This window comes from Amycolatopsis sp. NPDC051373 (assembly GCF_040689465.1).
Lineage (GTDB): Bacteria > Actinomycetota > Actinomycetes > Mycobacteriales > Pseudonocardiaceae > Amycolatopsis.
Genome location: NZ_JBFBAE010000003.1, coordinates 238,161 through 263,784, shown reverse-complemented (window position 1 = coordinate 263,784; position 25,624 = coordinate 238,161). Strand labels below are relative to the sequence as shown.

Genomic DNA, 25,624 nt, shown 5'->3' with positions numbered 1-25,624 from the left:
GGAAGCCTCGTCGCGGCTTGATCCGACGGCGTGGTGGTCCCTGTCGCGCCGCTCGTGATGCGGTTTTTGTCGTGCCGGAATGAGAGAATCGAAACCAGGGGTCCCCCTGGGCGGTCGTGAAGGGACCCTTCATTCCTTCAGTCCGCGCTCGCCCACACCGCGCGCGGCGAGCGAATCTCCTGAACACCCATCGCGACCACAACCCACCCGAACGATCGAAAAGGGCCGCCCCCGGTGGAAAATCCGGGAGCGGCCCTTTTCGAAGAACCAGCGGTCAGCGATCCGCCACAGCGGCTTCCGCCGCTTCCATCCACTCGCGCCACTGGGCGGCCTGCTCGTCGGCCTTGCGGGCGCGGCGCTCGTCGCCCGCGGCGCGGGCCTTGGCGGCCTGCGACTCGAACTGTTCGACGCGCTCGCGGAACTGGGCGGCGCGGGCCTGGGCCTCCGGGTCGGTGCGGCGCCAGCGGCTGTCCTCGGCGGACTTGACGGCGTCCTGGACCGTCTTGAGCCGACCGTCGAGCTCGCGGATGCGTTCGCGCGGGACCTTGCCGATCTCGTCCCACTGTTCCTGGATGCGGCGCAGCGCGGACTTGGCGGCGTCGAGGTTGGCGGCGACGTCGATCTTCTCCGCCTCGACCAGCAGCTCTTCCTTGCGGGCGGCGTTGCCGGCGAACTCGGCGTCGCGCTCGGTGAACACCGCCGAGCGGCGGGCGAAGAAGGCGTCCTGGGCCGCGCGGAAGCGCTGCCACAGGGCCTCGTCGCTGTCCTTGGGTGCGCGGCCGGCCGCGCGCCACTCGGCCATGAGTTCCTTGTAGCGGCCGGCGGTGGCGCCCCAGTCGTCGGACTCGGCGAGCGACTCGGCCTCGGCGATGAGCTCTTCCTTGCGGTGCTTGGCGCCTGCGCGCTGCTTGTCCAGCTCCGCGAAGTGCGAGCCGCGGCGGCGGTTGAACGCCTCGCGGGCCTTGGAGAACCGCTTCCACAGCTCGTCGTCGGTCTTGCGGTCGACGCCCTTGACCGTCTTCCACTCGTCCAGGATCGTGCGCAGCCGGTCGCCCGCGACCTTCCACTGGGTCGAGTCGGCGGCGATCTTCTCCGCCTCCTCGGCCAGCTCCTGCTTGCGCGAAACGGCGGCCGCGCGGGCCTCCTCGCGCTCCTGCTTGACCTTGCCCAGCGCCTTCTCGGCGGCGGCGATCACGTATTCGACGCGCGCGGCCAGCGCGACGAGGTCACCGACCACCGCCGACTCGGCCAGCCCGTCGCGGATCTGCGTGGCGTTCGACAGCGCGTGCTTCGGGTCGCCGACGCCCGAGCTCAGCCGGGTTTCCAGCAGCTCGACCTCGGTGCGCACGTCGTCGAAGCGGCGCGCGTAGTGCAGGAGCCCTTCGTCGGGCGTGCCCGCCTGCCAGACCCCGACCGCGCGCTCGCCGTCGGCGGTGAAAACGAAGACGGTGCCCTCGGCGTCGACCCGGCCCCAGGTGGACGGGCTGGGCTCGGCGGCCGGCACCGGGGGTGCGGTCTGGGCGCTGCCGGGCGCGTGGGGCACCGGGTGCGGTGCCGGGGTGCCGCTGGACGTGTTCTCCTGGGCCATCGCAGGCTCCTTATCGCCTGTACGCCCGCTGGTGCGGGCGCCCCGCGTGCTGCGGGGCCGGGTTACGCGGTGGTGCTTCCGGGGGCATGGGGCCCCAGCGGCATTCAAGCAGCTCAGCGCCTGCTGTGGTACTGGATGAGCCACCTGAAGCCAGTGATCCTACTTCTCCTTGACGCTCCGTGTCGGCGGTCCTCCCCGTCCAGGTACCCTCGGCCAGCGTGATCAGCCCTGCTCAGCCGCCTCGTCCGGTGGCCGTCGTCGGTCCCACGGCCACCGGGAAGACGGCGCTGGCCGTGGAGCTCGCCCTCGCCCTCGGCGGTGAGGTCGTGAACGCCGACGCGCTCCAGCTCTACCGCGGCATGGACCTCGGCACGGCCAAGGCCACCGAAGCCGAGCGGCGCGGCGTGCCCCACCACCTGCTCGACGTCCTCGAGGTCACCGAGACCGCGTCTGTCGCCGCCTACCAGCGAGACGCCCGCCGCGTGATCGAAGACCTGCTCGCCGCCGGCCGCGTGCCCGTCCTGACCGGCGGCTCGGGCCTCTACGTGCAGGCCGTGCTCGACGACCTGAAGTTCCCCGGCACCGACCCCGCCGTCCGGGCCCGGCTCGAAGCCGAGGCCACCGAACGCGGCACGGCGACCCTGTACGCGCGGCTGGCCGAAAAAGACCCCGTGGCGGCTGCCGCCATCCTGCCCACGAACACCCGCCGGATCGTGCGTGCGCTGGAGGTCATGGAGCTCACCGGAGAGCCCTTCTCCGCGAACCTGCCCAAGCCCGGCCCCGCCCGCTACGGCACGGTGCTGGTCGGCATCGACCGCGAAGCCACTGAGCTCGACGAGCGCGTCGACCTGCGCGTGGCACGCATGTTCGAGGCCGGGCTCGTCGACGAGGTGCGGGTGCTCGAAGCCCGCGGCCTACGCGAGGGCAAGACGGCGTCCCGGGCGCTGGGCTACCAGCAGGTGCTCGCCGAGTTCGACGGCGAAGGCGATTTCGCGGCGGCCGCCGCGGCGACCGCACAGGCCACCCGCCGCTTCGTCCGGCGGCAACGCTCCTGGTTCCGCCGCGACAAGCGGATCCAGTGGTTCGACGGCGCCTCCCCCGACCTGGCCGCGCGCGTGCACGACGCCCTGGCCCAGTAATCTTGTCCCCATGGGCGGCATCGAGTTTCTCAAGGGCCACGGCACACAGAACGACTTCGTGCTGCTGCCCGACGCGTCCGGCCGCCTCGACCTCACGGCGGAGCGCGTGGCGGCCCTGTGCGACCGCCGGCGGGGCCTGGGCGCCGACGGCGTGCTGCGCGTGGTGCGTGCCAACGCGCTGGGTGAGGCGTCCGAGGGCGAGTGGTTCATGGACTACCGCAACGCCGACGGCTCGATCGCCGAGATGTGCGGCAACGGCGTGCGCGTGTTCGCCCGCTACCTCGTCGACGCCGGCTTGGCGGGCGACGGCCGCTTCACCGTCGGCACCCGCGCGGGTGACCGGCCGGTGGTGGTCCACCCCGACCGCTCCGTGACGGTGGGCATGGGGCCGGCGACGATCACCGGCACCTCCGTCACGGTGGTGGCCGAGAGCCCGTTCTCCGGCGTGGCCGTGGACGTCGGCAACCCGCACCTGGTGTCGGTGCTCGACGACGACGTCGCCGACCTCGACCTGCGCGACCAGCCCGACTTCGACCACGACGTGTTCCCGACCGGCGTGAACCTCGAGTTCGTGAACCTGCTCGGCGAGGGCGCGCTGCGCATGCGCGTCCACGAGCGCGGCGTGGGGGAGACGCGCTCGTGCGGCACCGGCACGGTGGCCGCCGTCGCGGCCGCGCTGCACCTCGCCGGCACCGACACGGGGGAGTCCACAGTGGACATCCCCGGCGGCCGCGTGGTCGTGACCGTCGAACGCGGCGCCGCCACCCTCACCGGCCCGGCGGAGATCGTCGCGCGCGGTGAGCTCGACGAAGCCTGGTGGGCCGCCGCCGGGGCGTGAGCCACACCCCGGCAGCAGCGCGTCAGCCCACCGTCACCTCGACGGCCAGCTCGCCGTCACCCGGACGAGTGGTCACGGCGGAGATCACCCCGGCCGCGCGCACATCGTCCGACACCGCCGCGAACCCGCTGAGCAGTTCGTCGGACGCGCTCACCGTCAACGTTTCGACAGCCGAGCGCATCGACACCTTCGCGTCCGTCTTGGCCCGCCGCACGGCCGCGATCACCGAGCCGGCCAGCGGCAGCAGGGCGACGTCACCGTCGACCCCCGGTGCTTCCGGCCACGGCGCGCGGTGCACCGAACCCTCCTGCCACCACGACCAGACCTCCTCGGCCGTGTAAGGCAGCACCGGCGCGAACAGCCGCACCAGCACCGAAAGCGCGGTCGTCAGCGCCGCGCGGGCCGAGTCCGCGGCCGCCTCGCCGCGATCGCCGTACGCGCGGGCCTTGACCAGCTCGACGTAGTCGTCGCAGAAGGTCCAGAAGAAGGTCTCCGTGATCTGCAGCGCCCGCGCCTGGTCCAGGCCTTCGAACGCCGCCGTCGCCTCGGTGACCACGCGCGCGAGCGCGGCGAGCACCGACCGGTCCAGCGGTTCCGTCACGGAAGCGCCCGGCGTGGGCAGGCCGAGGCCGAGCACGAACCGGCTCACGTTGAGCAGCTTCGTCGCCAGGCGCCGCCCGACCTTCATCTGGCCCTGGTCCTCGGCCGTGTCGACGCCGGGGCGCGCGCTCGCCGCCCAGTAGCGCACGGCGTCGGGCCCGAACTGGTCCAGCAGCGCCGCGGGCGTGACGACGTTGCCCGTGGACTTCGACATCTTCTTGCGGTCCGGGTCGAGCACCCAGCCGGAGATCACGGCGTCGCGCCACGGCAGCACGTGCTCTTCCAACTCGGCTCGCACGGTGGTGGAGAACAGCCAGGTGCGGATGATCTCGTGCGCCTGCGGCCGCAGCGAGTACGGGAACACGCGGCGGAACAGGTCGTCGTCGAGGCTCCAGCGCCCGGCGATCTGCGGCGTGAGCGACGACGTGGCCCACGTGTCCATCACGTCCACCTCGCCCGCGAACCCGCCCGGCTTCCCGCGCTGGTCCTCGGTGTAGCCCGGCGGCACGTCGGTGCTCGGGTCCACGGGCAGGGCCGCGTCCGAAGCCACCAGCACGGCTTCGTGGTCGGGCTCGCCGTGCTCGTCGAGCGGGTACCAGACCGGAATCGGCACGCCGAAGAACCGCTGGCGGCTCACGAGCCAGTCGGACGTGAGGCCCTCGGTCCAGGCGCGGAAGCGGACCTCCATGTGCGGGGGCACCCAGTTGAGCTCGCCGCCGCGATCGAGCAGCTTCGCGCGCAGCTCTTCGTCGCGCCCGCCGTTGGTGAGGTACCACTGGCGGCTCGTGACGATCTCGAGCGGCCGGTCGCCCTTCTCGTAGAACTTCACCGCGTGGGTGATCGTCCGCGGCTCACCGCGCAGCGACCCGTCAGCGCGCAGCGCCTCGACGAGGAGCTGGCGTCCCGTGTGGACGGTCTTGCCGGCCAGCGGGGCGTACGCCTCGGCGGGCACCCCGCGCGGCGGCTCGGACAGGAACCGCCCGTCGCGCCCCAGCACTGGGCGGGTCTCCAGCCGCAGCGCGCGCCACCACGTGACGTCGGTGGTGTCGCCGAAGGTGCAGACCATCGCGATGCCGGTGCCCTTTTCGGGATCGGCGAGGTGGTGCGCGTGCACCGGCACGTCGACGCCGAACACGGGCGTGCGCACGGTTTTCCCGACCAGGTCGCGGTACCGCTCGTCGTCCGGGTGGGCCACGAGTGCGACGCACGCGGGCAGCAGTTCGGGCCGGGTGGTGGAGATCAGCACCTCGGCGCCTTCGCCCGTGCGGAACACGAGGTCGTGGTACGCGCCGGGCCGCTCGCGGTCCTCCAATTCGGCCTGCGCGACGGCGGTGCGGAACGTGGTGTCCCACAACGTCGGCGCCTCGGCCTGGTAGGCCTCGCCGCGCGCGAGGTTGCGCAGGAAGGCGCGCTGGGAGATCTCCGTGGTGGCCGGGTCGATGGTCTGGTACGCCAGCGTCCAGTCCACCGACAGCCCGACGCGGCGCCAGACGCCCTCGAAGACCTTCTCGTCCTGTTCGGACAGCGTGCGGCACAGCTCCACGAAGTTGCGGCGCGACACCGGGATCACGTCCTTGCCGGGCTTGGCCGGCGGCGTGAACGACGGGTCGTAGGGCAGGGCCGGCTCGCAGCGCACGCCGTAGTGGTTCTGCACTCGCCGTTCGGTGGGCAGGCCGTTGTCGTCCCAGCCGACGGGGTAGAACACCTCACGCCCGCGCATGCGCTGGTAGCGCGCGAGGACGTCGGTGTGCGTGTAGGAGAACACGTGCCCGATGTGCAGCGAACCGCTCGCCGTGAGCGGCGGCGTGTCGATCGAGTAGATGGCTTCGCGCGGCTTCGTGCGGTCGAAGCGGTGGACGCCGTCCCGCTCCCATACCGCTACCCACTTGTCCTCCAGACCGTCGACACCGGCCTTGTCCGGGACACGAGGGCTGGGCTGCGGAGTAACGTTCATGAACCAACTCTAGGCGGGCGCTGCCATCGCTTTCTCGCCCACCGGCAGGTCACGCATGTGCCGCAGCGGCGAGCAAACCACCCACAGCGCCGCGGCGAGCTGGCCGATCACCGCCGCCCACAGGGCACCGGTCAGTCCCAGCCCCTCGCCGAGCGCGCCGCCCAGCAGCCCGCCGAGCGGCATCGTGCCCCACACGACGAACCGCACGCTCGCGTTCATCCGCCCGAGCAGCCGGTCGGGGGTGATCGCCTGGCGGTAGGAGACCTGCGCGACGTTGTAGAGGATCACGCCGAACCCGGCGAGCGCCAGGCCGAAACCGGCGAGCGGCACGCGCCAGCCGGGCCCCGCGAGCGGCACGAGAAGGTTGCCCGGCCACACGAGGATCGGCAGGAGCCAGATCGAGCGCGCCTGCCCGACGCGCCGGATGATCGCGCCGGCGAACAGCGCGCCGAGGATCCCGCCGATGCCGCCGACGGCCAGCAGCCCGCCGACCGCCGCGGGCGGGAGCCCGGCCGTGCGCGTCAGGAACAGCACCTGCACGGCCTGCGCGGCGGCGCCGAACAGGTTCGCGGTGGCGGTGCACGCGACGATGGCGCGCAGCGGCTTGTCGGTGAACACGAACTTGAGGCCCTCGATCATCTGTGGCACCAGGCGTTCGTGGCCGGTTTTCTCGGGTAGCTGCTCGACCGTGCGGACCCGCCAGAGGCACAACGCGGACGCGAGGTAACCGAGACCGGTGACCAGCACCGTGCTGGCGGCGCCGACGAACTGCACCAGCACGCCCGCCGCGCTCGGCCCCGCGATCTGGGCCGAGGACTGCACGCCCTGCAGCTTCGCGTTGCCCTCCAGCAGCCGGTCGCGGCCCACGAGCGCGGGCAGGTAGGCCTGGTAGGAGACGTCGAAGAACACCGTGCCGATGCCCACGAACAGCACGACCACGATGAGCTGGACCATCGTCAGCCCGCCCGCCCACCACGTCAGCGGGATGCTCAGGATCAGCGCCGCGCGGGCCAGGTCGGCCGTGAGCATCACCGGCCGCTTGCGCAACCGGTCCACCCACACACCCGCCGGCAGGCCGATGAGCAGGAAGCCCAGCGTCTCGGCCGTGGTCAGCAAGCCCATCTCGAACGGCGTCGCCGCGAGCGTCACCGCCGCCAGCAGCGGGATCGCCGTGACGCCGACGAAGGTGCCGAGCTGGCTCGCCGTGTCGCCGGCGAACAGCCGGCGGAAGTCGGCGTGGAAGAGGAGGGAGTCCCGGTTCACCCGATCGAGTGTCGGCGAGTGATTGGAAAGTGTCAATCACTTTGCCGTGCCTACGCTGTGCGGGTGCCGACCCCACGACGCCCTTCGACGGAGGCCGAGGCTGCCGCGCTCGCGTCCGGAATACGCCTGCGCATCATCCGGTTGACGTCCTTCGAGGCGATGACCAACAAGGAGCTGGCCGAGCGGCTCGGCCGCGACCCGGCCACCACACTGCACCACGTGCGTCGCCTGGTCGAAACGGGTTTTCTCACTCCGCTGGAAGAGCGCCGAGGCGCTCGCGGGGCCAAGGAGATCCCGTACCGCTCCACCGGCCTGTCCTGGCAGCTCGACAACGGCACGGCGGTCGCGTCCGTCGGCCAGGCCATGCTCGAGGCCTACCTCGCCGAGATGGGGGAGGCCGACGCCGCCGAGGTCGACTCCAGCCGGCTCGTCTTCCAGGTCGCGCCGGCCGAGGTCGCCGAGTTCAAGGACCGGCTCACGCAGCTGCTCGAGGAGTTCCGGGAACGGCCCGCGGAGCCTGGCGCCGACCGCACCGCCATCTACGTATCGATCTATCCCAGCAGGTAATCACTCGGCTCCCGCGCCGAATCGTGGGAGCATGGAGGCACGATGACAGAACTGACACACGAAGACCTGTACGACGACGACCCGTCGACCGGTGAGATGGAGCTCGAGGACCGCGCCTCGCTCCGCCGCGTCGCAGGCCTGTCGACCGAACTCACGGACGTCACCGAGGTCGAATACCGCCAGCTGCGGCTGGAGCGCGTCGTGCTGGTCGGCGTGTGGACCGAAGGCACCGCCGAGCAGTCGGAAGCCTCCCTCGCCGAGCTGGCGAGGCTGGCCGAGACCGCCGGTTCCGAGGTGCTCGAGGGTCTCGTCCAGCGGCGCGCCAAGCCCGACCCGGCGACCTACGTCGGCTCCGGCAAGGTGCGGGAGCTGCGCGACGTGGTCGTGGCGTCCGGCGCCGACACGGTGATCTGCGACGGCGAGCTCTCGCCCGGCCAGCTGCGCCAGCTCGAGGAGAAGGTCAAGGTCAAGGTGATCGACCGGACCGCCCTGATCCTCGACATCTTCGCGCAGCACGCCCGTTCCAAGGAGGGCAAGGCCCAGGTCGAGCTGGCCCAGCTGCAGTACCTCATCCCGCGGCTTCGCGGTTGGGGTGCGTCGCTGTCCCGGCAGGCCGGTGGTCGCGCCGGTGGCGCCAACGGCGGTGTGGGCCTGCGCGGTCCCGGTGAGACGAAGCTCGAAACCGACCGCCGGCGGATCAACAAGCGCGTGTCCAAGCTGCGCCGCGAGATCGCCGCGATGGACACCATCCGCGAGACCAAGCGCGGCCGGCGGGTGGCCAACGAGGTGCCCAGCATCGCGATCGTCGGCTACACCAACGCCGGCAAGTCGAGCCTGCTCAACGCGCTGACCGGCGCGGGGGTGCTGGTGGAAGACGCGCTGTTCGCCACCCTGGACCCGACCACGCGCCGGGCCCAGACGGCCGACGGGCGCACCTTCACCCTCACCGACACCGTCGGGTTCGTGCGGCACCTGCCGCACCAGTTGGTGGACGCGTTCCGCTCGACGCTGGAGGAGGCGGCCGACGCCGACCTGCTGCTGCACGTCGTCGACGGGGCCGACCCGGCGCCCGAGGAGCAGGTGAACGCCGTGCGCGAGGTGCTCGGCGAGATCACCCGCACCCGCAAGGAGCCGCTGCCGCCCGAGCTGCTCGTGATCAACAAGGCCGACGCGGCCGACCAGGTCACGCTGGCGCGGCTGCGTCACCAGTTGGCGGGTTCCGTGCTCGTGTCCGCCCGGACCGGCGCCGGTATCCCGGAGCTGGCCGAGGTGCTCGCCGACCGGCTGCCGCGGCCGCAGGTCGTGGTCGAGGCGCTGGTCCCGTACTCGCGGGGCGAACTCGTGGCCCGTGCCCACTCGGACGGCGAGGTGCTCGAGGAGGAGCACGTCGCCGACGGCACGAGGCTCCTCGTGCGGGTCCACCCGGACCTCGCGGCGGCTTTGCGCCGGTACGAAACCAACTCCTCGGCGCTCTGAACGTCTTCCGTAGTGTGCGGCCGGACCGGGCCGCACACTACGGAGGTGAGCTGGTGCGGGTCGTCCTCGCGGTGACGGCGGTTTTGCTGGTGCTCGGCGCTGTGCCCGCTGCTGCCGCGGCGCCACCACCGGCGCCCGAATCGCTGTGCAAGGTCACCGACTCGCGGCTGGGGGAGCTCTCCGGCCTCGTCTCCGACGGCGAGCACTGGTACGCGATCAACGACGGCGGCACGAAAGTGCAGGTCTTCGTCCTCGACCACTCGTGCAAGGTGCAGAAGGTGCTGTCGGCGAGCACCGACCCGTACGACGTCGAGGACCTCGCACGCGCGGCCGACGGCACCCTGTGGCTCTCGGACACCGGCGACAACAGCCACAAGCGCACGACGGTGGCGCTGATGGAGATGAAACCTTCGGGCGGCGGCGTGACGCTGCACCGCCTGACCTACCCCGACGGGCCGCACGACACCGAGGCCCTGCTGCTCGACCGGTCAGGCACGCCGTACCTGATCACCAAGGAAGTGCTGGGCGATGCCGCCGTCTACCGGCCGACCGGTCCGTTGGCCTCACCGGGGCCGACGGAGCTGGAGAAGGTCGGTTCGCTGACCATCCACGACACCGACACGGTGGGCGGGCCAGTGGGCGCGTTCGGGTCCGTGCTGGTCACGGGTGGTGCCACCAGCGCCGACGGCAGCGTCGTGGCCCTGCGCACCTACACCGACGCCTACCTGTACCCGGCCCCGGACGGCGACGTGCTCGAGGCGCTCAAACGCAACCCCGTGCGGATCCCGCTGCCGAACGAGAAGCAGGGCGAAGCGCTCGCTTTCGAACCCGACGGCACACTGCTGTCCGGCGGCGAAGGCGTCGGCCAGCCCATCCGAGCGGTGAAAAACGCGACGGCTCTGGTGGCGGGTGCCGCTGCGCCGCAGCGTGAAGCGGCCAAGCCCGCCGCTTCCGGCGCGACCGGCGGCTCGGACGACTCGTCCGGACTGCCGCTGCTGCCGGTGGTCGGTATCGCGGTGGTCGTGGTGCTGATCGGCTGGTTCCTGCTCAGCCGGCTGCGTCGCCGCCCGCGCCGCTGAGTTCTGACCGCTGAGTTCTGACCGCTGAGTTCTGGCCGCTGAGGTCCGCTCCGGGGAGGCAACCGGGGCACGGTGCGCACAGCGGGAAGACCACAACGCAGGACCATTCAGCACACGGACCACTCAGCACACGAACCACGCAGCGGACCGCACGGCACCGTCCACACCGGACACCGGGAAGCTCCCGCCCGCGGCGCGGGGACGATCGAGGCCGGGCATCCTCGTCGCCGGCCCGCGGCCGCGTGGGTGGGCTCCCGGGTCTAGAGGCGCCGCAGGACCGCGACGACCTTGCCGAGGATGGTGGCGTCGTCGCCGGGGATCGGCTCGTACGCCTCGTTGTGCGGCATCAGCCAGACGTGGCCGTCCTTGCGCTTGAACGTCTTCACCGTGGCCTCGCCGTCGATCATGGCGGCCACGATGTCGCCGTTCTCCGCGGCGGGCTGCTGGCGGACCACGACCCAGTCGCCGTCGGTGATCGCGGCGTCGACCATCGAGTCGCCGGTGACGCTGAGCAGGAAGAGCTCACCTTCGCCGACGATCTCGCGCGGCAGCGGGAAGACGTCCTCGATCGCCTGCTCGGCCAGCACCGGGCCACCGGCCGCGATCCGGCCGACCAGCGGCACGTACGCCGCCTTCGGCATGGACGGCTGCTGGTCGATGTCGATGCCCATCGGGTTGTCGTCCGTCGTCGACAGGACGCCCACGGCCCGCGGCCGGTTCGCGTCGCGGCGCAGGTAACCCTTGCGCTGCAGCGCCTTCAGCTGGTGGGACACCGACGAGGTCGACGTGAGCCCCACGGCCTCGCCGATCTCGCGGACGCTCGGCGGGTAGCCGAACCGGCTCACCCAAGTGCGAATCACGTCCAGCACCTGCTGTTGCCGCACGGTCAGCGTCTCGTCCACGTCGTAGACCTCGGGCAAGGCCGTCACCTTGCCCGAGCCACCGGGCGTGGTGCCCGCCTTGCTCTCCTTCGCCACTGTGTGTCGCCTCCCAGCCGTTCGCGGTCGCCTCGCCGGCGTGCCGCGCGTTCCCGCGTGCGCCGGCCGGCTCCCGCGGACGCGGGTGCCCTCGCCGGCGACATCTGCCCGGCAGATGTCCTGGTCACCGACGTTAGCCCACCGAGCGTGACGATTTCAAACATCTGTTCGATCGACACGCCGTGTCCTCTCGATTTTGTCGGTGCGGGGTGGTAGACCTTCGCACGGACGTTCGATAGAACGCCTGTTCGACCTGAACCGCATTGTCGCGGGTGAGAGCACCGGACCGGGCTCGGATCGAACCGATCAGCAGGTCAGAAGGAGGTTCGCCATGTCGATTCTGGCAGACCGCGGGATCGTCCGCCCGCTCCGGCCCGTCCGGCAGGCCGCCGCCCCGGCTCGGGTTCCCTCGGGTCCCGCCGCACCCGTTCGCGGTACGCGCGAGCGCCGTGGCGAGCCGCTGCGGCCGCCGACGCGCGCCCGGGTGGTCGCCGGGCATCGCATCGCGCCGGCCACGTGCGCCCAGGCGCGCCGGCCCGCCGTCCGGTGGCCGTGGCTCGCCGCGATCGCCGTCGCCGCCTGTCTGGTGGTCACCGTTCTGGGTGTTTTCGGGTCCGGCACGCCGGGTGGCGCGGTGCCCGAGCGCACGGCTTCGGTGTCCGTGCAGCAGGGCGACACGCTCACCGCGATCGCCGCCCGGTTCGCGCCCGACTCGGACCAGGCCGCCGTGGTCGAGCGCATCAAACAGCTCAACCACCTCGACGACGCCGTCCTCGTGCCCGGTTTGCCGCTCACGGTGCCGGTCGCATCGGAGGTGGCCGGGTTCGGTTCGTGACCGTCGGGATGCGCTCGATCGCGCCACGGATCGGTGCCTTCTTCACCCGCTTGTGTCGCTTGCGTGGGCCGTCCGGGCAATCTATGGTCAACCCCTACATCTGGTAGTTACACCGCTGTAGTTGGTCCACAGGTAGGGGTAGACTGGAGACCAGTTGTCCACAGCTGGGCGGTGTTCACCCACCGGTTGTCCACAAGTCGATCACCAGGCGCGGGTCCGTGCGGGGTGGTCGTGGTCCAGGCCGTAGCGTGGCGGCAGGGCCGGCGTGGATGGACTCGGCCGGCGCGGAGGGGAAGGTGATCGGCGGATGAGGTGCCCGTTCTGCCGGCATGCGGACTCTCGGGTCGTCGACTCCCGAGAGGTGGATGAAGGACAGGCGATCCGGCGGCGGCGCTCGTGCGCCCAGTGCGGCCGGCGCTTCACCACGTCGGAGACGATGGTGCTCGCCGTCGTCAAGCGGTCCGGCGTCACCGAGCAGTTCAGCCGGGACAAGGTCGTCAACGGCGTGCGGCGGGCCTGTCAGGGTCGGCCGGTCGACGACGACGCGCTGCAGAAGCTCGCGCAGCGCGTGGAGGAGTCGATCCGCTCCGCCGGTCTGGCGGAGATCCCGAGCCACGAGGTCGGTCTGGCCATCCTCGGCCCCTTGCGGGAGCTCGACGGGGTCGCCTACCTCCGGTTCGCCAGCGTCTACCGCTCGTTCTCCTCGGTCGAGGACTTCGAGAAGGAGATCGCCGACCTGCGGGAAGCCATGGCGGGTACTGCCGCGGAAGAAGGAAGCGAGCGCGCCGGAGACGACTGAGTGTCGCCTGCGCCGCGCGGGAGCGAGGGACGAGACCCGATGACCGAAACCGTGGGAACCGGCGCGGCGGCCGCCGGCCGGAGCAAGAAGAAGGCCAGTGGTGGTCTGGCCGTCAAGCGGGTCTTCACGACCGAAGGCGTGCACCCGTACGACGACGTCGTGTGGGAGAAGCGCGACGTCGTGATGACCAACTGGCGCGACGGCAGCGTCAACTTCGAGCAGCGGGGCGTCGAGTTCCCCGAGTTCTGGTCGGTGAACGCCACCAACATCGTCACCAGCAAGTACTTCCGCGGCGCCGTCGGCTCCCCGCAGCGCGAGAGCAGCCTCAAGCAGCTCATCGACCGCGTGGTGAAGACGTACGTGAAGGCCGCCGCGGACCACGGTTACTTCTCCGGTGCAGGCGACCTGGAGATCTTCGAGCACGAGCTCACCTGGATGCTGCTGCACCAGGTCTTCAGCTTCAACTCGCCGGTCTGGTTCAACGTCGGCACGTCCTCGAAGCAGCAGGTCTCGGCGTGCTTCATCCTGTCGGTCGACGACACGATGGAGTCGATCCTGAACTGGTACCGCGAGGAGGGCCTGATCTTCAAGGGCGGCTCCGGCGCGGGCCTCAACCTCTCGCGCATCCGCTCCTCGAAGGAGCTGCTCACCTCCGGCGGCACCGCGTCCGGCCCGGTTTCGTTCATGCGCGGCGCCGACGCGTCCGCGGGCACCATCAAGTCCGGCGGCGCCACGCGGCGCGCGGCGAAGATGGTCGTGCTCGACGTCGACCACCCCGACATCGAGGAGTTCATCCAGACCAAGGCGCGCGAAGAGGAGAAGATCAAGGTCCTCCGCGACGCCGGGTTCGACATGGACCTCTCCGGCGCGGACATCGCGTCGGTGCAGTACCAGAACGCCAACAACTCCGTGCGCGTGTCCGACGAGTTCATGCAGGCCGTGGAGAACGGCACGGAGTTCGGGCTGCGCGCCCGCCTCACGGGCGAGGTCATCGAGCGCACCGACGCGAAGAAGCTGTTCCGTACTATGGCGCAGGCCGCGTGGGAGTGCGCCGATCCGGGCGTGCAGTACGACGGCACGATCAACGACTGGCACACCTGCCCGGAGTCGGGCCGCATCAGCGCGTCGAACCCCTGCAGCGAGTACATGCACCTCGACAACTCCAGCTGCAACCTCGCGTCGCTGAACCTGCTGAAGTTCGTGGCCGACGACGGTACGTTCGACGCGCCGCTGTTCGCGAAGGCCGTGGAGTTCGTGATCACGGCGATGGACATCTCCATCTGCTTCGCCGACTTCCCGACCGAGCCGATCGCCGACACCACGCGCAAGTTCCGCCAGCTGGGTATCGGCTACGCCAACCTCGGCGCGCTGCTGATGGCGCTGGGCCACGCGTACGACTCCGAAGGCGGCCGCGCGCTCGCCGGCGCGATCACGTCGCTGATGACCGGTGTGTCGTACCGGCGCTCGGCAGAGATGGCCAAGGTCGTCGGCGCGTACGAGGGTTATGCGCGCAACGCCGAGGCGCACCAGCGCGTGATGCGCAAGCACGCCGCGGCCAACGAGCTGGTCCGCACGTACCACTCCAACGACGCGGCCGTCCGCGCGCTGGCCACCGAGGAGTGGCAGCGCGGCATCGAGCTCGGCACGCGTCACGGCTGGCGCAACGCGCAGGCCTCGGTGCTCGCGCCCACCGGCACCATCGGCTTCATGATGGACTGCGACACCACGGGCATCGAGCCGGACTTCTCGCTGGTGAAGTTCAAGAAGCTGGTCGGCGGCGGGTCGATGCAGATCGTCAACCAGACCGTGCCGCGCGCGCTGAAGGTGCTGGGCTACCAGGACGAGCAGGTGGAGGCGATCGTCGAGTACGTGGCGCAGCACGGCCACGTGGTCGACGCGCCGGGCTTGCGCCCGGAGCACTACGAGGTGTTCGACTGCGCGGTGGGCGAGCGCTCCATCGCGCCGATGGGCCACGTGCGGATGATGGCCGCGGTGCAGCCGTTCCTGTCGGGCGCGATCTCGAAGACGGTGAACATGCCGGAGACGGCGACCGTCGAAGAGGTCGAGGAGATCTACTTCCAGGGCTGGAAGCTCGGCCTGAAGGCGCTGGCCATCTACCGCGACAACTGCAAGGTCGGCCAGCCGCTGTCCACGGCGAAGAAGAAGGAAGCCGAGGCGGAGCCGGAGAAGGTCGTGGAGTACCGCCCGGTGCGCCGCCGCCTGCCGAAGAAGCGCCCGAGCCAGACCGTGTCGTTCACCGTCGGCGGCGCCGAGGGTTACCTCCACGCGGGCTCCTACCCCGACGACGGCCTCGGCGAGATCTTCGTCAAGCTCGGCAAGCAGGGTTCGACGCTGGCGGGCGTGATGGACGCCTTCTCGATGTCGATCTCCGTGGGCCTGCAGCACGGCATCCCGCTGGAGTTCTACGTCTCGAAGTTCTCCAACCTGCGCTTCGAACCGGCCGGCATGACGGACGACCCGGACATCCGCATCGCCACCAGCGTGATGGACTACCTGTTCCGCCGCCTGGCGCTGGACTACCTGCCGTACGAGAAGCGCTCGCAGCTCGGCATCTTCACCGCCGACGAACGCTCGGCCGAAGTGGAATCCAACTACGGCGGCATGGACCTCGAAGCCCTGCGCACCAGCGTCGACTCCTCCCCGGCCTCCGCTTCCACCCCGGCCGCCCCGCCCACCACGGTGGCCCCGGATGCGCACTCCACGGCCGAACTGATGGAACTCCACCTCGGCAAAGCCGCAGACGCGCCGTTGTGCATGACGTGCGGCACGAAGATGCGGCCTGCGGGGTCGTGTTATGCCTGTGAAGGATGTGGGGCTACGTCGGGTTGTAGCTGATTGTCGTGACGTGGTGAAGCGGGGAGCCGGGTTTCCGGCTCCCCGCTTTGCTTTGCCGGCGACCGGATTTCCGCACAGGATCTCCACACGTCCTCCCGCCGGCGATCACATCGGTGCGACAGCATCGGGCGCGTGGAGTGGCTCAGGGAGTTCAGGGAAGAAGCACAGCGGCGGCGAGTGCGGCCGGAGCCGGAGTGGGGGCGCGGGGCGCGGCTGGACCCTGTGGTGGTGCGGAGTGTGCAGCGGTTCCAGGTGGGGGAGTCGGGGGACGGGGCCAACCTGATCGCCAAGGCGGACCCGCGGTTTCGGCCCGCCGTCGAGTTGTTCGTGGCCGAGGAGCAGAACCACGCGCGGCTGTTGGCCGAACTCCTCAGGGCCGCGGGGAGTTCGACGATCCACCACCACTGGTCCGACGCCGTGTTCGTCTGGCTCAGACGGGCGCTCGGGCTCAGGCTCGAGTTGATGGTGCTGTTGATCGCCGAAGTCGTGGCACTGAGCTACTACCGGGCGCTGAGAGATGGCACCGGGGATCCACTCACGAGGGAAGTCGCGGCGAGGATTTTGGCGGATGAGGAGCGGCATGTGCCGTTCCACTGTGATCAGCTCAGAGGGACTTTCCCCAGGGCAAAGGGAAAACTCGTCGCCGGATGGTGGCGGATCCTGATGCTGGGCGCGTTGTCCGCTGTCCTTGTGGATCACGGGCGAGCGTTGGGGGCACTCGGTGTCACGCGGTTCGCGTTCGTGGCGGGGGTGCTGGGGCGGTTCGAGCAGGTGGTCGTGGAAGTCCACGGTGGACGGACGTGTCCGGTCGCGACGAGGCCGTTCACGCGCCGGGCGCGGCCGCGGGGTCTGCTCTGACCCCCAGTGAAGCGAGGTGCGCTCGCAGGACGTCGCGGCACACCTGAGGCGTGGTGGCGTCCGGTTGGAGGGCCGAGCGGAACGTGAGCCCGTCCAGCAGAGCGGCCAGACGCTCGGCCTCCAGGTCCGCCACCGAGGCCGGCAAGCGCATTGCCTCGATGATGCGACGGGCCAAAGCCAGCGTGCCGCGCAGGGCCTCGTGGGCCAGGACGGTCAGGTCGGTGTCGACGCGGGCCGCGACGAGGAACTCCACCAGCACCGTGGCTTCGGCACGGCGGGGTGCGTCGAGGGGGAGCAGTTCGGCCAGGAAGTCGGTCAGTTGTGAGGCCGCCTCGTCGCGCGTCAGCTCCGAGAGGGGTCGCAGCGAGACGCGGCGGCGCTCCAGGCGGGCGGAGACGCGGTCGATCGTCGAGCGCATGGCGAAGCGCATGAGGTCGCGCTGGCCGTCGAAGTAGTGGCGGACGGAGCCGATGTTCAGGCCGGACTCCGCGGCCACCGAGCGCAGCGATACAGCCGGCAGGCCGTCGCGCGTGGCAAGGCGCAGCACGGCGTCCGCGATGTCCGCGCGGCGTTGTTCTCCGTCGATGACCTTGGGCACTGGACCTTTCTATCACACCTGTGATATCAAAGTTTATGTCACAGGTGTGATAGAAAACGAGGTGGCAGACGATGGAGACAGTGCTCAACGTGCTGCTGATCCGGTTCGGCCTGATCGCGGCCGGGCTGGTGGTGCTCGGCCTGGTGTTGTCCGCCGTGGTGGTGACGCTGCGGCGCAGGGGCAAGGGCCACCACGTGCGGACGGCGGCGCGGTTCGCCGCGCGCGTGCTGGATGAGCGAGGAGCCCGGCGTGGGAGCCGCGTGGTGAGGGAAGCGCTCAACCGGTTCGACGACCGGTGAACGGCGACGAGTTGCTGCACCACCTGCTGCTGGACCTGCTGGTCAAGGGCATGATCGGCCTCGGTGCGGTGGTGGTGCTGGTGATCGGCGCCGTCGTGATCTGGCGCAAGGCGGGGAGGTGAAGGGGGCGCCGGTCACGGCGCCCCCACCACGTCAGGACAGCCGCGACCACAGGAACTCGAACACCAGCGCCCACTTGAACGCCAGCTGCGCGTTGTCCGCCGCGCCGCCGTGGCCGCCTTCGATGTTCTCGTAGTAGCGCACGTCGTGGCCCTGCTCCTGCATCCGCGCCGTCATCTTGCGGGCGTGGCCCGGGTGCACGCGGTCGTCCCTTGTGGACGTGGCGAACAGCGTCGGCGGGTACGTCCGTCCCTTGTGGACGTTGTGGTACGGCGAGTACTTCGCGATGTACTCCCATTCCTCCGGCACGTCCGGGTCGCCCCACTCGGCCATCCACGACGCGCCCGCCAGCAGCAGGTGGTAGCGCTTCATGTCGAGCAGCGGCACCTGGCTCACGACGGCGCCGAACAGCTCCGGGTACCGCGTGAGCATCACCCCCATCAGCAGCCCGCCGTTGCTGCCGCCGAGGATGCCGAGCCGCTCGGCCGTGGTGATGCCGCGCGTGACGAGGTCGCGGGCGACCGCCGAGAAGTCCTCGTACACCTTGTGCCGGTTTTCCTTCACGGCCTGCGCGTGCCACTCCGGCCCGTACTCGCCGCCGCCGCGGATGTTCGCGACCACGTACGTGCCGCCGCGCGAGACCCAGCCGCGGCCGATCACGCCGCTGTACGCGGGTGTCAGCGAAACCTCGAAGCCGCCGTAGCCGTTGAGCAGCGTCGGGCCGTCCTCCGCGCCGGGCGGGCGCACCACGAAGTACGGGATCTTCGTGCCGTCCTCCGACGTCGCGAAGTACTGCGCGACCTCGATCCCGGACGCGTCGAAGAACTCCGGCGCCTGCTTGAGCACCTCCACCTCGCCGCCCACCTCGCCCCGGCTCAGGGTCGAGGGCTGCAGGTAGCTGGACGAATCCACGAGGTACTCGTCGCTCTCGTCCGGGTCGGTGCCCACGATGTCCGCGCTGCCGAACTCCGGCGCCCCGCCCAACGGCGCCTCCGTCCAGCCGTCGGGGCCGGGCGTGAGCGCGACCAGCTCCGTCTTCACGTCACGCAGCTTCGCGAGCAGCACGTGGTTGCGCGTGAACGTGTAGTACTCGAGCGAAGTGTGCGCGTCCGGCGTGAACAGCGCGGTGAAGTCCCGCTCGCCGGCCAGGAACGCGTCGAACCCGATCACGAGCAGCGCGCCGGCGGGGTGCACCGTGGCGCCGACGGTCCACGGCGTGCGCGGCTGCACGTATAGCCATTCGCGCTCCACCGACAGCTCCACGTCGTCGGGCAGGTCGAGCTTCTCCAGCCCGGACGGCGTCCGCAGGAACACCTCGGTGCGGTAGAAGTCGATCGAGCGGTGCGCGAAGTCGCGCTCGAAGCCCTCGGTGGGGTCGTGGAACGCGACCACGGCGACGTCGTCCGGCTTGCCCTCGAACACCAGCTCCGCCGATTCGAGCGGCGTGCCGCGGCGCCATTCCTTCGTCAGCCGCGGGTAGCCGGACGTGGTGAGGGTGTCCGGCCCGAAGTCGGTGCCCACGTACACGCGGTCCTCGTCGATCCAGCCGACGCGGTTCTTCGCCTCGGCCAGGAAGTAGCCGCCTTCGACGAACTCGTGCGCGTCCAGGTCGAATTCGCGCACCACCGTCGCGTCGGCGCCGCCGCGCGAGAGCTGCACGAGCCCGAGCCGGTGGCCGGGCCGCAGCACCGCGGCGCCCTTCCACACCCAGTTCTCGCCCTCGGTCTCGGCCAGCGCGTCGACGTCGAGCAGCAGTTCCCAGTCGGGTTCTGCCTTGCGGTACTCCTCGAGGGTGGTGCGCCGCCACAGCCCGCGCGGGTGCTCGGCGTCCTGCCAGAAGTTGTAGAGCTTCGGGCCCCGGCGCGTCACGTAGGGGATGCGCCCGCCGGCGTCGAGCACTTCGCGGATCTCGTCCTGCAGCGCGGCGAAGCGTTCGCCGGACGTGAGCACGTCCAGCGTCTCGCCGTTGCGCGTGCGGACCCAGTCCAGTGCCTCGTCGCCGGTCACGTCTTCCAGCCACAGGTACGGATCTTCGACACTCATGGCCCCAGTCTCGCCGCCGGGCGGGGGTTCCGGCCACCCGTCCGGCGTTCCCGTTTCGTGATCCCGCCCGGCCGGGTGCTCCGTATGCTGGAGCGCGCAGCTGACAGGGGGAGCGAGCGCACTTGAGCGAAAACGCGGGCGGGGTGCCGCCGAGGGATCCGGCCGGGCCGCCGCCACCGCCGCCGATGGCGGCCCGGCCACCCGCCGTGAACCCGTGGGCACCGGTTTCGTACGGTCCGCCGCGCCGCCGCAACGGCGGGGTCGTCGGCGGAGTCATCGCGCTCGTCATCCTGGTCGCCACGGCCGGGGTCATGGCCGTGGTCCCGAATGAGCTGTCCGGCCACGCGATCGCCGTGCCGAACTCCGTGCACCGCTCCGACGCGTCGCCGGGCGACGGAGCCCGCGCCGACCCTCGTGCGGTGCCCGAGCTGGAGACCAACCCCATCCTGGCGAACGGCGTGAAGCTCGGCGCGGTGTCGTGCGAGCTGCCGCAGCTGGGGGACACCGGGCCCCAGCTGTCGGCGTTCTACGAAGCGCTCACCGGCTGCCTGGAGCAGGCGTGGCGCCCGGCGCTCGACCGCGCGGACGAGCCGAGCGTGAAGGTCGCCGTCTCCGTGACGCTGCCGAAGGTGAGCGCGTGCGGGGCGGCGCCGTCGAAGGACCAGGCCGTGGCCTACTACTGCGGCGGCGACACCACGATCTACGCCCCCACCGACTGGATGCTTTCGGATGCCGGGCTGAACCGCTCGCGCCACCTCGCGACCATCGCGCACGAGTACGGCCACCACGTGCAGAGCGAGAGCGGCATTCTGACCGCGGCGGCCGACCGCATGAGCTCACCGGACCAGGACAGCCCCGCGGACCTGGCGCTGGTGCGGCGCATCGAGCTGCAGGCCAACTGCTTCGGTGCGCTGTTCATCGCCGCCGCGGAGGGGCGCGGCTCGATCAGCCGCGCCACGGCCAACGCGGCCGTCGCCGACTACGGCCGCGCCGACGACAGCGACGACCACGGCAGCCGCGCCCACCAGCTGTCGTGGGCGAAGGCCGGCTTCACGGCCCAGAACACAGCCGCGTGCAACACGTGGTCGGCGCCGGCCGACAAGGTCAGCTGAGCTTCCAGCCCGGGTCGCGTCCCAGCAGTCCGATCAGCCGGTCGAGCTCGTCGGCGCCCTCGGGCACTTCGACCAGCGCGCCGAACGTGCCGCTCACCGCGCGTTCGGCCGGGTCGGCGGGCACCATGGCGGCGAAGCCGAGCGCGGCCGTCACCGCTTCCGGCACGGGCTCGTACGCCACGCCGAAGGTCTTCGCGAGGTCCCAGCCGTGCACGACCGTGTCGACGAGGTGCATGGCCGCGGCGATCTCGGCGGCGAACGGGCCGAACTCGTGGATCTTCACCTGGCGGCGCAGGGCGCCTTCTTCGCCGTACGCGGCGAGGAAGTCGTCGACCGAAGCGGCGTAGGCGGCGTACGCGTCTTCGCCGAGGCGCCCGGCGTCCCAGTCGGCGGCTTCGCCGCGGCACAGGGCTTCGGCGAAGGCGTGGTTTTCACTGACCTGGTGGCGCAGCAGGTCGGCCAGCGTCCAGCCTTCGCAGGGGGTGGGGCGGGAAAGGTCCTTCTCAGTGGCTCCGGCCACGATTTTGTCGAGGACGAGCAGAGATTGGCGGTCGAGTTCGAACGTGGTCATACCCGGACGCTAACCGCCTCAGCGGACCAGCTGAAGGTCCAAAACCAGCCGAACTCCGGTGGACCAATCTAGGCTGGCGAGGTGGACCTGCACATCGACCTGACCGGCCGCCGAGGCCACCGCGACGAGATCTACCGTCAGATCCGGGAGGCCGTGCTCGACGGCCGGATCCGCGACGGTGACGCGCTGCCGCCCACGCGCGAGCTGGCCCAGCGGCTCACCGTCTCGCGCACCACCGTCAGCGCAGCCTACGAACGCCTCGCCGCCGAGGGGTTCCTCAACGCCCGCCCCGGCGCGGGCACGTTCGTCCGGTCGGGTGCGGCGCCGTGGCCCGCCGAGCCGGCGGCCGATCAGCCCGAGGAGGCCGTGCGTCCGCGTCCGGAGTGGGCGGCGGTGCCGTCCCCACCGCGCTCGTTCGGGCCCGTGGCGGAGTACGACTTCCGTTCCGGCGTGCCCGACGTGCGGCTGTTCCCGTTCGACACCTGGCGCCGCCTGATGACGCAGCGGCTGCGCGCGTCGCAGGCCGATCTGCTCATGTACGGCGCGCCGCAGGGTGATCCGCGGCTGCGCGAGGGGCTCGCGCGCCACCTCGGGGTGTCGCGCAACGTCCGCGTGCGCCCGGAGGACATCGTTGTCACGACGGGAGTCCAGCAGACCGTGGACCTCGTCGCGCGGGTCCTGCTGCAAGCGGGTGACCTCGTGGCCGTGGAGGATCCCGGGTACCCGCCGCCGCGGTTGCTGCTCGGCACCCTGGGCATGCGCGTCGCGGGCGTGCCGGTGGACGACGAGGGAATCGTCGTCGAGGAGATCCCGGCGGGCACGCGGGTTGTGTACGTGACGCCTTCGCACCAATGCCCGCTCGGCGTCGCAATGTCGCTGTCGCGGCGGCAGGAACTGCTCGACTGGGCCGAGCGCACGGGCGCGGTGATCATCGAGGACGATTACGACAGCGAGTTTCGCTACACCGGACGGCCGCTGGAACCGTTGCACAGCCTGGATTCCCGCGGCCGCGTGGTGTACGTGGGGTCGATGTCGAAGGTGCTCTCTCCGGCGTTGCGAGTGGGGTTCCTGGCCGCGCCGCCGTCACTCGTGGGCGCGCTCGCCAAGGCGAAGTACCTCGCCGACTGGCACACGCCCGCGCTCGAACAGGCCGTGCTGGCCGACTTCATCGACGAAGGCGGCTTCGCGCGCCACATCCGGCGGATGCGCAAGATCTACCGCGAACGCCACGACATCCTCGTCGACGGTCTGCGCAGCGAATTCGGCGATGTGCTCGCCCCCGTACCCGCGGCGGCCGGACTGCACCTGGGCGCTTCGGCCGACCGAGATCTGCGCTTGGTGGCCCGCAACGCGCGCGACGCCGGGTTACGCCTGTTGTCCCTCGGCGACTTCTCGATGACCCGGACCTGCCACGGATTGCTGTTCGGCTACGGTGCGATCGCGGCCGAGGCCATCGAACCGGGACTGGCCCGGCTGCGCCGGGTGTTCGACGAGGGAGTGCGATGACCGACGACGTGATGGTGGCGATCGACGCGGGCCTGCGCAAGCACATCGCGGGCGACCGCGCGGGCGCACGCGAGACCTTCCTCGCGCTGTGGCAGGAGATCGGCGAGGACGGCGACCCGCTGCACCGCTGCGCGCTGGCCCACCACCTCGCCGACGTCTGCGACGAGCCCGCCGAAGAGCTCGAGTGGGATCTTCGTGCCCTCGCCGCCGCGGATTCCCTCACCGACGAACGCGCGCAGCAGTACCACTCGACGCTCGCTGTTCGCGGCTTCTACCCGTCGCTGCACCTCAACCTCGGCGAGGACTACCGCAAACTCGGTGACCTCGACGCCGCGCGCCGACATCTCGCGTCGGCCCGGGAAAGGCTCGACGCGCTGGCCGAGGACGACTACGCCGCCGGCATTCGCGCCGCGCTGGAAGGCCTGGCAGAGCGGCTGGTGTGAGCACTCCATACCACGGGTGAACGCGGCTCGCCGGACTTTCGCACTCGGCACCCGGGCCCTAACCTGATGTGACCCAACTCGACGAGGAGAGGGGAACACCATGCGGATCGCGGATCTGCTCCGGACCAAAGGCGCTGCTGTCGCCACGGTGGCTCCGGGGACCACGGTGACCGAACTGCTCGCCGGGCTCGCCCGTCACAACGTCGGTGCCATGGTGGTGGTGACACCCGAAGGCGCCATCGCGGGGATCGTGTCCGAACGCGATGTGGTGCGCCGGCTCAACGAGCACGGCCCCCTGGTCCTCGACGGTCCCGTCGCGGACATCATGACGAAGATGGTGGCCAGCGCCGGGCCGGACGACTCGGTCGACGAGCTGAGCGTGCTGATGACCGAACGCCGCATCCGGCACGTGCCCGTGCTCGAAGACGGTCGCCTGGCGGGCATCATCAGCATCGGCGACGTGGTGAAGTCCCGGATCGAGCAGCTCGAGAAGAGCCAGGAGCAGCTCGAGGCCTACATCGCGCAGGGGTGAGGGTCATTCCCGCCAGCCGCTGAGCTCCACCCCCTTGGCGACGTCCACGCGGTAGGCGAGCGTGACCGTCCCGGTCGCACCGGGCGCGAGCGTGAGCCGCCACGTGAACTCGCCGAGGTCGGTGGTCTCCACCGGGTCCGGTGTCGCGCGCACGTCCCGCACCGTGATGGCTTCGTCGCGGGAGACGGGTGCCTGGTCGAGCACGGTGATCACGGCTTCGCGCGGGCTGTGGTTGGTCACCGTGGTGCGGTACTCCGCTTCCCGGCGGCGCTGACCCGACAGCGTGGCCTTGCTCGCCGTGCGCCGCACGAGGTCGCGTTCCACGCGGATGCGGTCGTCCACGCCGAGGGCGAGCTCGAGTTCTTCGCCCGGAGCCCACAGGTCGAGCCGGGTGGTGCCGACGAACTCGGTGTCGTGGAAGACGGCCGCGCGCCCGGCGCGCAGCGTGTGCTCGCCGGTGTTCACCACGGTCGCGCGCAGGTACGCCTCCGTCGCCTGGACGGGCGCGGTGACGTAGCCGAGCTTCGCCGTCAGATCGAGCTGCGCCAGCGTGGTCCGGTGGCCCTGCGAGCCCGACGGGATCGCGACCGGGCGCGACGGCCGGTAAGTGACCGCGGTGGTGCCCTGCTCGGCCTCGGCGAACACCGGGGCCATGCGGCGCAACGAAACGGCCTTGTCCCGCACGGCCGCGCTGCCGGGCTCGGGCATGGCCGCGCCGAACGCGGCCAGGGGCCGGGCCGGCGGCGCCGGCTGCACGCGGTCGAGGAACCACGGGTCGAGCTCCGGCACCACGACGGTGCTCGCGGGGCGAGCGGTCGACAGGGCGAGCTCGCACTCCGGCCAGTCCTCACCGGTGTGCTGGCTGACCAGGCCGAAAGAGGTCACGGTGACGTCCGTGTCGCGCACGCGCACGTCGTAACCCGGCTCCCAGCTGGCACCGGGGACCACATAGGACAGTTCGACTTCGATCTCTCCGGTGTCTTCCTGCGGCACGAGTTCGACGGTGACGGTGGCACTGTCCTGTTCGGACTGTGCGCTGTGGTTCGCGATCCGGCGTTCCACTGCGGCGAGGTCTTCCCGCATCCGCTCGAGCCGTTCGGTGAGCGCCCGGCGCGTGCGCAGCGCGGCCGCGAGCTGCCCGCCGAGCGCTTCGGTGACCTCTTCGACGCGCGTGGGGCCCGCGACGCCCGATGCCAGCGCCTTCGCGAAGCTCGCCCCGCTGCGCTTCGCCACGCCCGTGAGCAACTCGACCTTCGCGGCTTCGGCCGCTTCGTCGTCGGCGACGGCGTCGATCGTGGCCTGGTCCGTGCGGCGTTGCTCGACGAGCGCGTTGAGCGCGGGGTCGGCGGGGCCCGCGTGCTGCTCGTAGCCGACGTCGACGCCGGTGATCAGCGCGGCGCCGGTTCCCGTGACGCGCACCGATTCCGCGTCGAGCGCCAGCGGCAGGCCGCTGATCCGCACGCGGGCGCCCTCGGCCAGGTTCGCCCGGCCGCGGCGGGTGATCCGCGCGTGCTGCGGGTAGACGGTGACGGCGACGATCGGAGCATCCATGGCCCCGACGTTAGTCGGTT

The 25,624-nt window shown here is 71.0% G+C and carries 23 protein-coding genes; 15 read left to right on the top strand and 8 right to left on the bottom strand.

All coding sequences use genetic code 11. The features are described 5' to 3' along the window. Positions 1 to 274: 274 nt before the first annotated feature. A complete protein-coding gene (locus AB0383_RS07295; RefSeq protein WP_366185790.1) occupies positions 275 to 1,588 on the bottom strand; it encodes a DUF349 domain-containing protein in 1,314 nt (437 codons plus the stop codon). Positions 1,589 to 1,806: 218 nt separating this feature from the next. On the opposite strand from AB0383_RS07295, the gene miaA reads away from it, so the two are divergent. Together miaA and dapF are read left to right on the top strand one after the other, a co-directional pair. Continuing rightward, the gene (gene miaA / locus AB0383_RS07290; protein WP_366185788.1) at positions 1,807 to 2,727 is read left to right on the top strand and encodes a tRNA (adenosine(37)-N6)-dimethylallyltransferase MiaA; all 921 of its coding nucleotides are present in this window, start codon (positions 1,807 to 1,809) and stop codon (positions 2,725 to 2,727) included. A 10-nt stretch (positions 2,728 to 2,737) separates the two neighbouring features. Further along, on the top strand, positions 2,738 to 3,565 hold the full coding sequence (gene dapF, locus AB0383_RS07285) for a diaminopimelate epimerase (RefSeq protein ID WP_366185786.1): 828 nt from the start codon (positions 2,738 to 2,740) through the stop codon (positions 3,563 to 3,565). A gap of 22 nt (positions 3,566 to 3,587) precedes the next feature. Here dapF and valS read toward each other — a convergent pair whose 3' ends face one another. After that, positions 3,588 to 6,119, bottom strand: a complete 2,532-nt coding sequence (valS, locus tag AB0383_RS07280; protein WP_366185784.1) for a valine--tRNA ligase — start codon at positions 6,117 to 6,119, stop codon at positions 3,588 to 3,590. A 9-nt stretch (positions 6,120 to 6,128) separates the two neighbouring features. Beyond that, positions 6,129 to 7,382: an MFS transporter gene (locus tag AB0383_RS07275; protein WP_366185782.1), complete on the bottom strand. Its 1,254-nt coding sequence runs from the start codon at positions 7,380 to 7,382 to the stop codon at positions 6,129 to 6,131. Positions 7,383 to 7,445: 63 nt separating this feature from the next. Between AB0383_RS07275 and AB0383_RS07270 the strand changes: the two genes are divergently transcribed. Genes AB0383_RS07270 through AB0383_RS07260 form a run of 3 tightly spaced genes read left to right on the top strand, consistent with a single transcriptional unit; the run spans position 7,446 to position 10,504 of the window. After that, positions 7,446 to 7,949: a winged helix-turn-helix domain-containing protein gene (locus AB0383_RS07270; protein ID WP_366185780.1), complete on the top strand. Its 504-nt coding sequence runs from the start codon at positions 7,446 to 7,448 to the stop codon at positions 7,947 to 7,949. A 42-nt stretch (positions 7,950 to 7,991) separates the two neighbouring features. Beyond that, the gene (hflX, locus tag AB0383_RS07265) at positions 7,992 to 9,425 is read left to right on the top strand and encodes a GTPase HflX (protein ID WP_364179298.1); all 1,434 of its coding nucleotides are present in this window, start codon (positions 7,992 to 7,994) and stop codon (positions 9,423 to 9,425) included. A gap of 53 nt (positions 9,426 to 9,478) precedes the next feature. Continuing rightward, positions 9,479 to 10,504 carry a hypothetical protein gene (locus tag AB0383_RS07260; RefSeq protein ID WP_366185778.1) on the top strand — a complete coding sequence of 342 codons (1,026 nt, stop codon included), beginning with the start codon at positions 9,479 to 9,481 and terminating at the stop codon, positions 10,502 to 10,504. A gap of 260 nt (positions 10,505 to 10,764) precedes the next feature. Here AB0383_RS07260 and lexA read toward each other — a convergent pair whose 3' ends face one another. Beyond that, positions 10,765 to 11,481: a transcriptional repressor LexA gene (gene lexA, locus AB0383_RS07255; protein WP_364179295.1), complete on the bottom strand. Its 717-nt coding sequence runs from the start codon at positions 11,479 to 11,481 to the stop codon at positions 10,765 to 10,767. Positions 11,482 to 11,812: 331 nt separating this feature from the next. Between lexA and AB0383_RS07250 the strand changes: the two genes are divergently transcribed. The 4 genes from AB0383_RS07250 to AB0383_RS07235 all read left to right on the top strand — a co-directional run bounded on the left by AB0383_RS07250 (position 11,813) and on the right by AB0383_RS07235 (position 16,829). Next, entirely contained in the window at positions 11,813 to 12,316 is a 504-nt protein-coding gene (locus AB0383_RS07250) for a LysM peptidoglycan-binding domain-containing protein (protein ID WP_366185776.1), read from the top strand. Between the two features lie 307 nt (positions 12,317 to 12,623). Beyond that, positions 12,624 to 13,115, top strand: coding sequence for a transcriptional regulator NrdR (nrdR, locus tag AB0383_RS07245; protein WP_220238112.1), 492 nt, complete (start codon positions 12,624 to 12,626; stop codon positions 13,113 to 13,115). Between the two features lie 39 nt (positions 13,116 to 13,154). After that, positions 13,155 to 15,971, top strand: coding sequence for a vitamin B12-dependent ribonucleotide reductase (locus tag AB0383_RS07240; protein ID WP_366185773.1), 2,817 nt, complete (start codon positions 13,155 to 13,157; stop codon positions 15,969 to 15,971). A 123-nt stretch (positions 15,972 to 16,094) separates the two neighbouring features. Beyond that, positions 16,095 to 16,829 (top strand): ferritin-like domain-containing protein, encoded by a 735-nt coding sequence (locus AB0383_RS07235; RefSeq protein ID WP_366186007.1) that lies wholly within the window; start codon positions 16,095 to 16,097, stop codon positions 16,827 to 16,829. Here AB0383_RS07235 and AB0383_RS07230 read toward each other — a convergent pair. Continuing rightward, a complete protein-coding gene (locus AB0383_RS07230) occupies positions 16,795 to 17,427 on the bottom strand; it encodes a TetR family transcriptional regulator C-terminal domain-containing protein (RefSeq protein ID WP_364174908.1) in 633 nt (210 codons plus the stop codon). The two genes, AB0383_RS07235 and AB0383_RS07230, sit on opposite strands and share 35 nt — an antisense overlap. Before the next feature lie 71 nt (positions 17,428 to 17,498). Here AB0383_RS07230 and AB0383_RS07225 point away from each other — a divergent pair, with 71 nt between their 5' ends. Both AB0383_RS07225 and AB0383_RS07220 read left to right on the top strand, forming a co-directional pair. After that, a complete protein-coding gene (locus AB0383_RS07225) occupies positions 17,499 to 17,726 on the top strand; it encodes a hypothetical protein (RefSeq protein ID WP_364174906.1) in 228 nt (75 codons plus the stop codon). Then, on the top strand, positions 17,723 to 17,848 hold the full coding sequence (locus AB0383_RS07220) for a hypothetical protein (protein ID WP_364174904.1): 126 nt from the start codon (positions 17,723 to 17,725) through the stop codon (positions 17,846 to 17,848). The genes AB0383_RS07225 and AB0383_RS07220 overlap by 4 nt, the downstream gene beginning before the upstream one ends. Before the next feature lie 31 nt (positions 17,849 to 17,879). On the opposite strand, the gene AB0383_RS07215 is transcribed toward AB0383_RS07220, so the two are convergent. Next, on the bottom strand, positions 17,880 to 19,889 hold the full coding sequence (locus tag AB0383_RS07215; protein WP_366185770.1) for a prolyl oligopeptidase family serine peptidase: 2,010 nt from the start codon (positions 19,887 to 19,889) through the stop codon (positions 17,880 to 17,882). A 185-nt stretch (positions 19,890 to 20,074) separates the two neighbouring features. On the opposite strand from AB0383_RS07215, the gene AB0383_RS07210 reads away from it, so the two are divergent. Next, positions 20,075 to 21,001 carry a neutral zinc metallopeptidase gene (locus tag AB0383_RS07210; protein WP_364174960.1) on the top strand — a complete coding sequence of 309 codons (927 nt, stop codon included), beginning with the start codon at positions 20,075 to 20,077 and terminating at the stop codon, positions 20,999 to 21,001. On the opposite strand, the gene AB0383_RS07205 is transcribed toward AB0383_RS07210, so the two are convergent. After that, positions 20,994 to 21,572, bottom strand: a complete 579-nt coding sequence (locus AB0383_RS07205; RefSeq protein ID WP_364174898.1) for a TIGR03086 family metal-binding protein — start codon at positions 21,570 to 21,572, stop codon at positions 20,994 to 20,996. The two genes, AB0383_RS07210 and AB0383_RS07205, sit on opposite strands and share 8 nt — an antisense overlap. A gap of 81 nt (positions 21,573 to 21,653) precedes the next feature. Here AB0383_RS07205 and AB0383_RS07200 point away from each other — a divergent pair, with 81 nt between their 5' ends. From AB0383_RS07200 to AB0383_RS07190, 3 genes are all read left to right on the top strand, one after another. Further along, positions 21,654 to 23,078 carry a PLP-dependent aminotransferase family protein gene (locus tag AB0383_RS07200; protein WP_366185767.1) on the top strand — a complete coding sequence of 475 codons (1,425 nt, stop codon included), beginning with the start codon at positions 21,654 to 21,656 and terminating at the stop codon, positions 23,076 to 23,078. After that, positions 23,075 to 23,521, top strand: a complete 447-nt coding sequence (locus AB0383_RS07195) for a hypothetical protein (protein ID WP_364174895.1) — start codon at positions 23,075 to 23,077, stop codon at positions 23,519 to 23,521. The genes AB0383_RS07200 and AB0383_RS07195 overlap by 4 nt, the downstream gene beginning before the upstream one ends. 100 nt (positions 23,522 to 23,621) lie before the next feature. Then, positions 23,622 to 24,053: a CBS domain-containing protein gene (locus AB0383_RS07190; protein WP_364174892.1), complete on the top strand. Its 432-nt coding sequence runs from the start codon at positions 23,622 to 23,624 to the stop codon at positions 24,051 to 24,053. Between the two features lie 3 nt (positions 24,054 to 24,056). On the opposite strand, the gene AB0383_RS07185 is transcribed toward AB0383_RS07190, so the two are convergent. Next, positions 24,057 to 25,604, bottom strand: coding sequence for a DUF4139 domain-containing protein (locus tag AB0383_RS07185; RefSeq protein WP_366185764.1), 1,548 nt, complete (start codon positions 25,602 to 25,604; stop codon positions 24,057 to 24,059). Between the last annotated feature and the right edge of the window lie 20 nt (positions 25,605 to 25,624).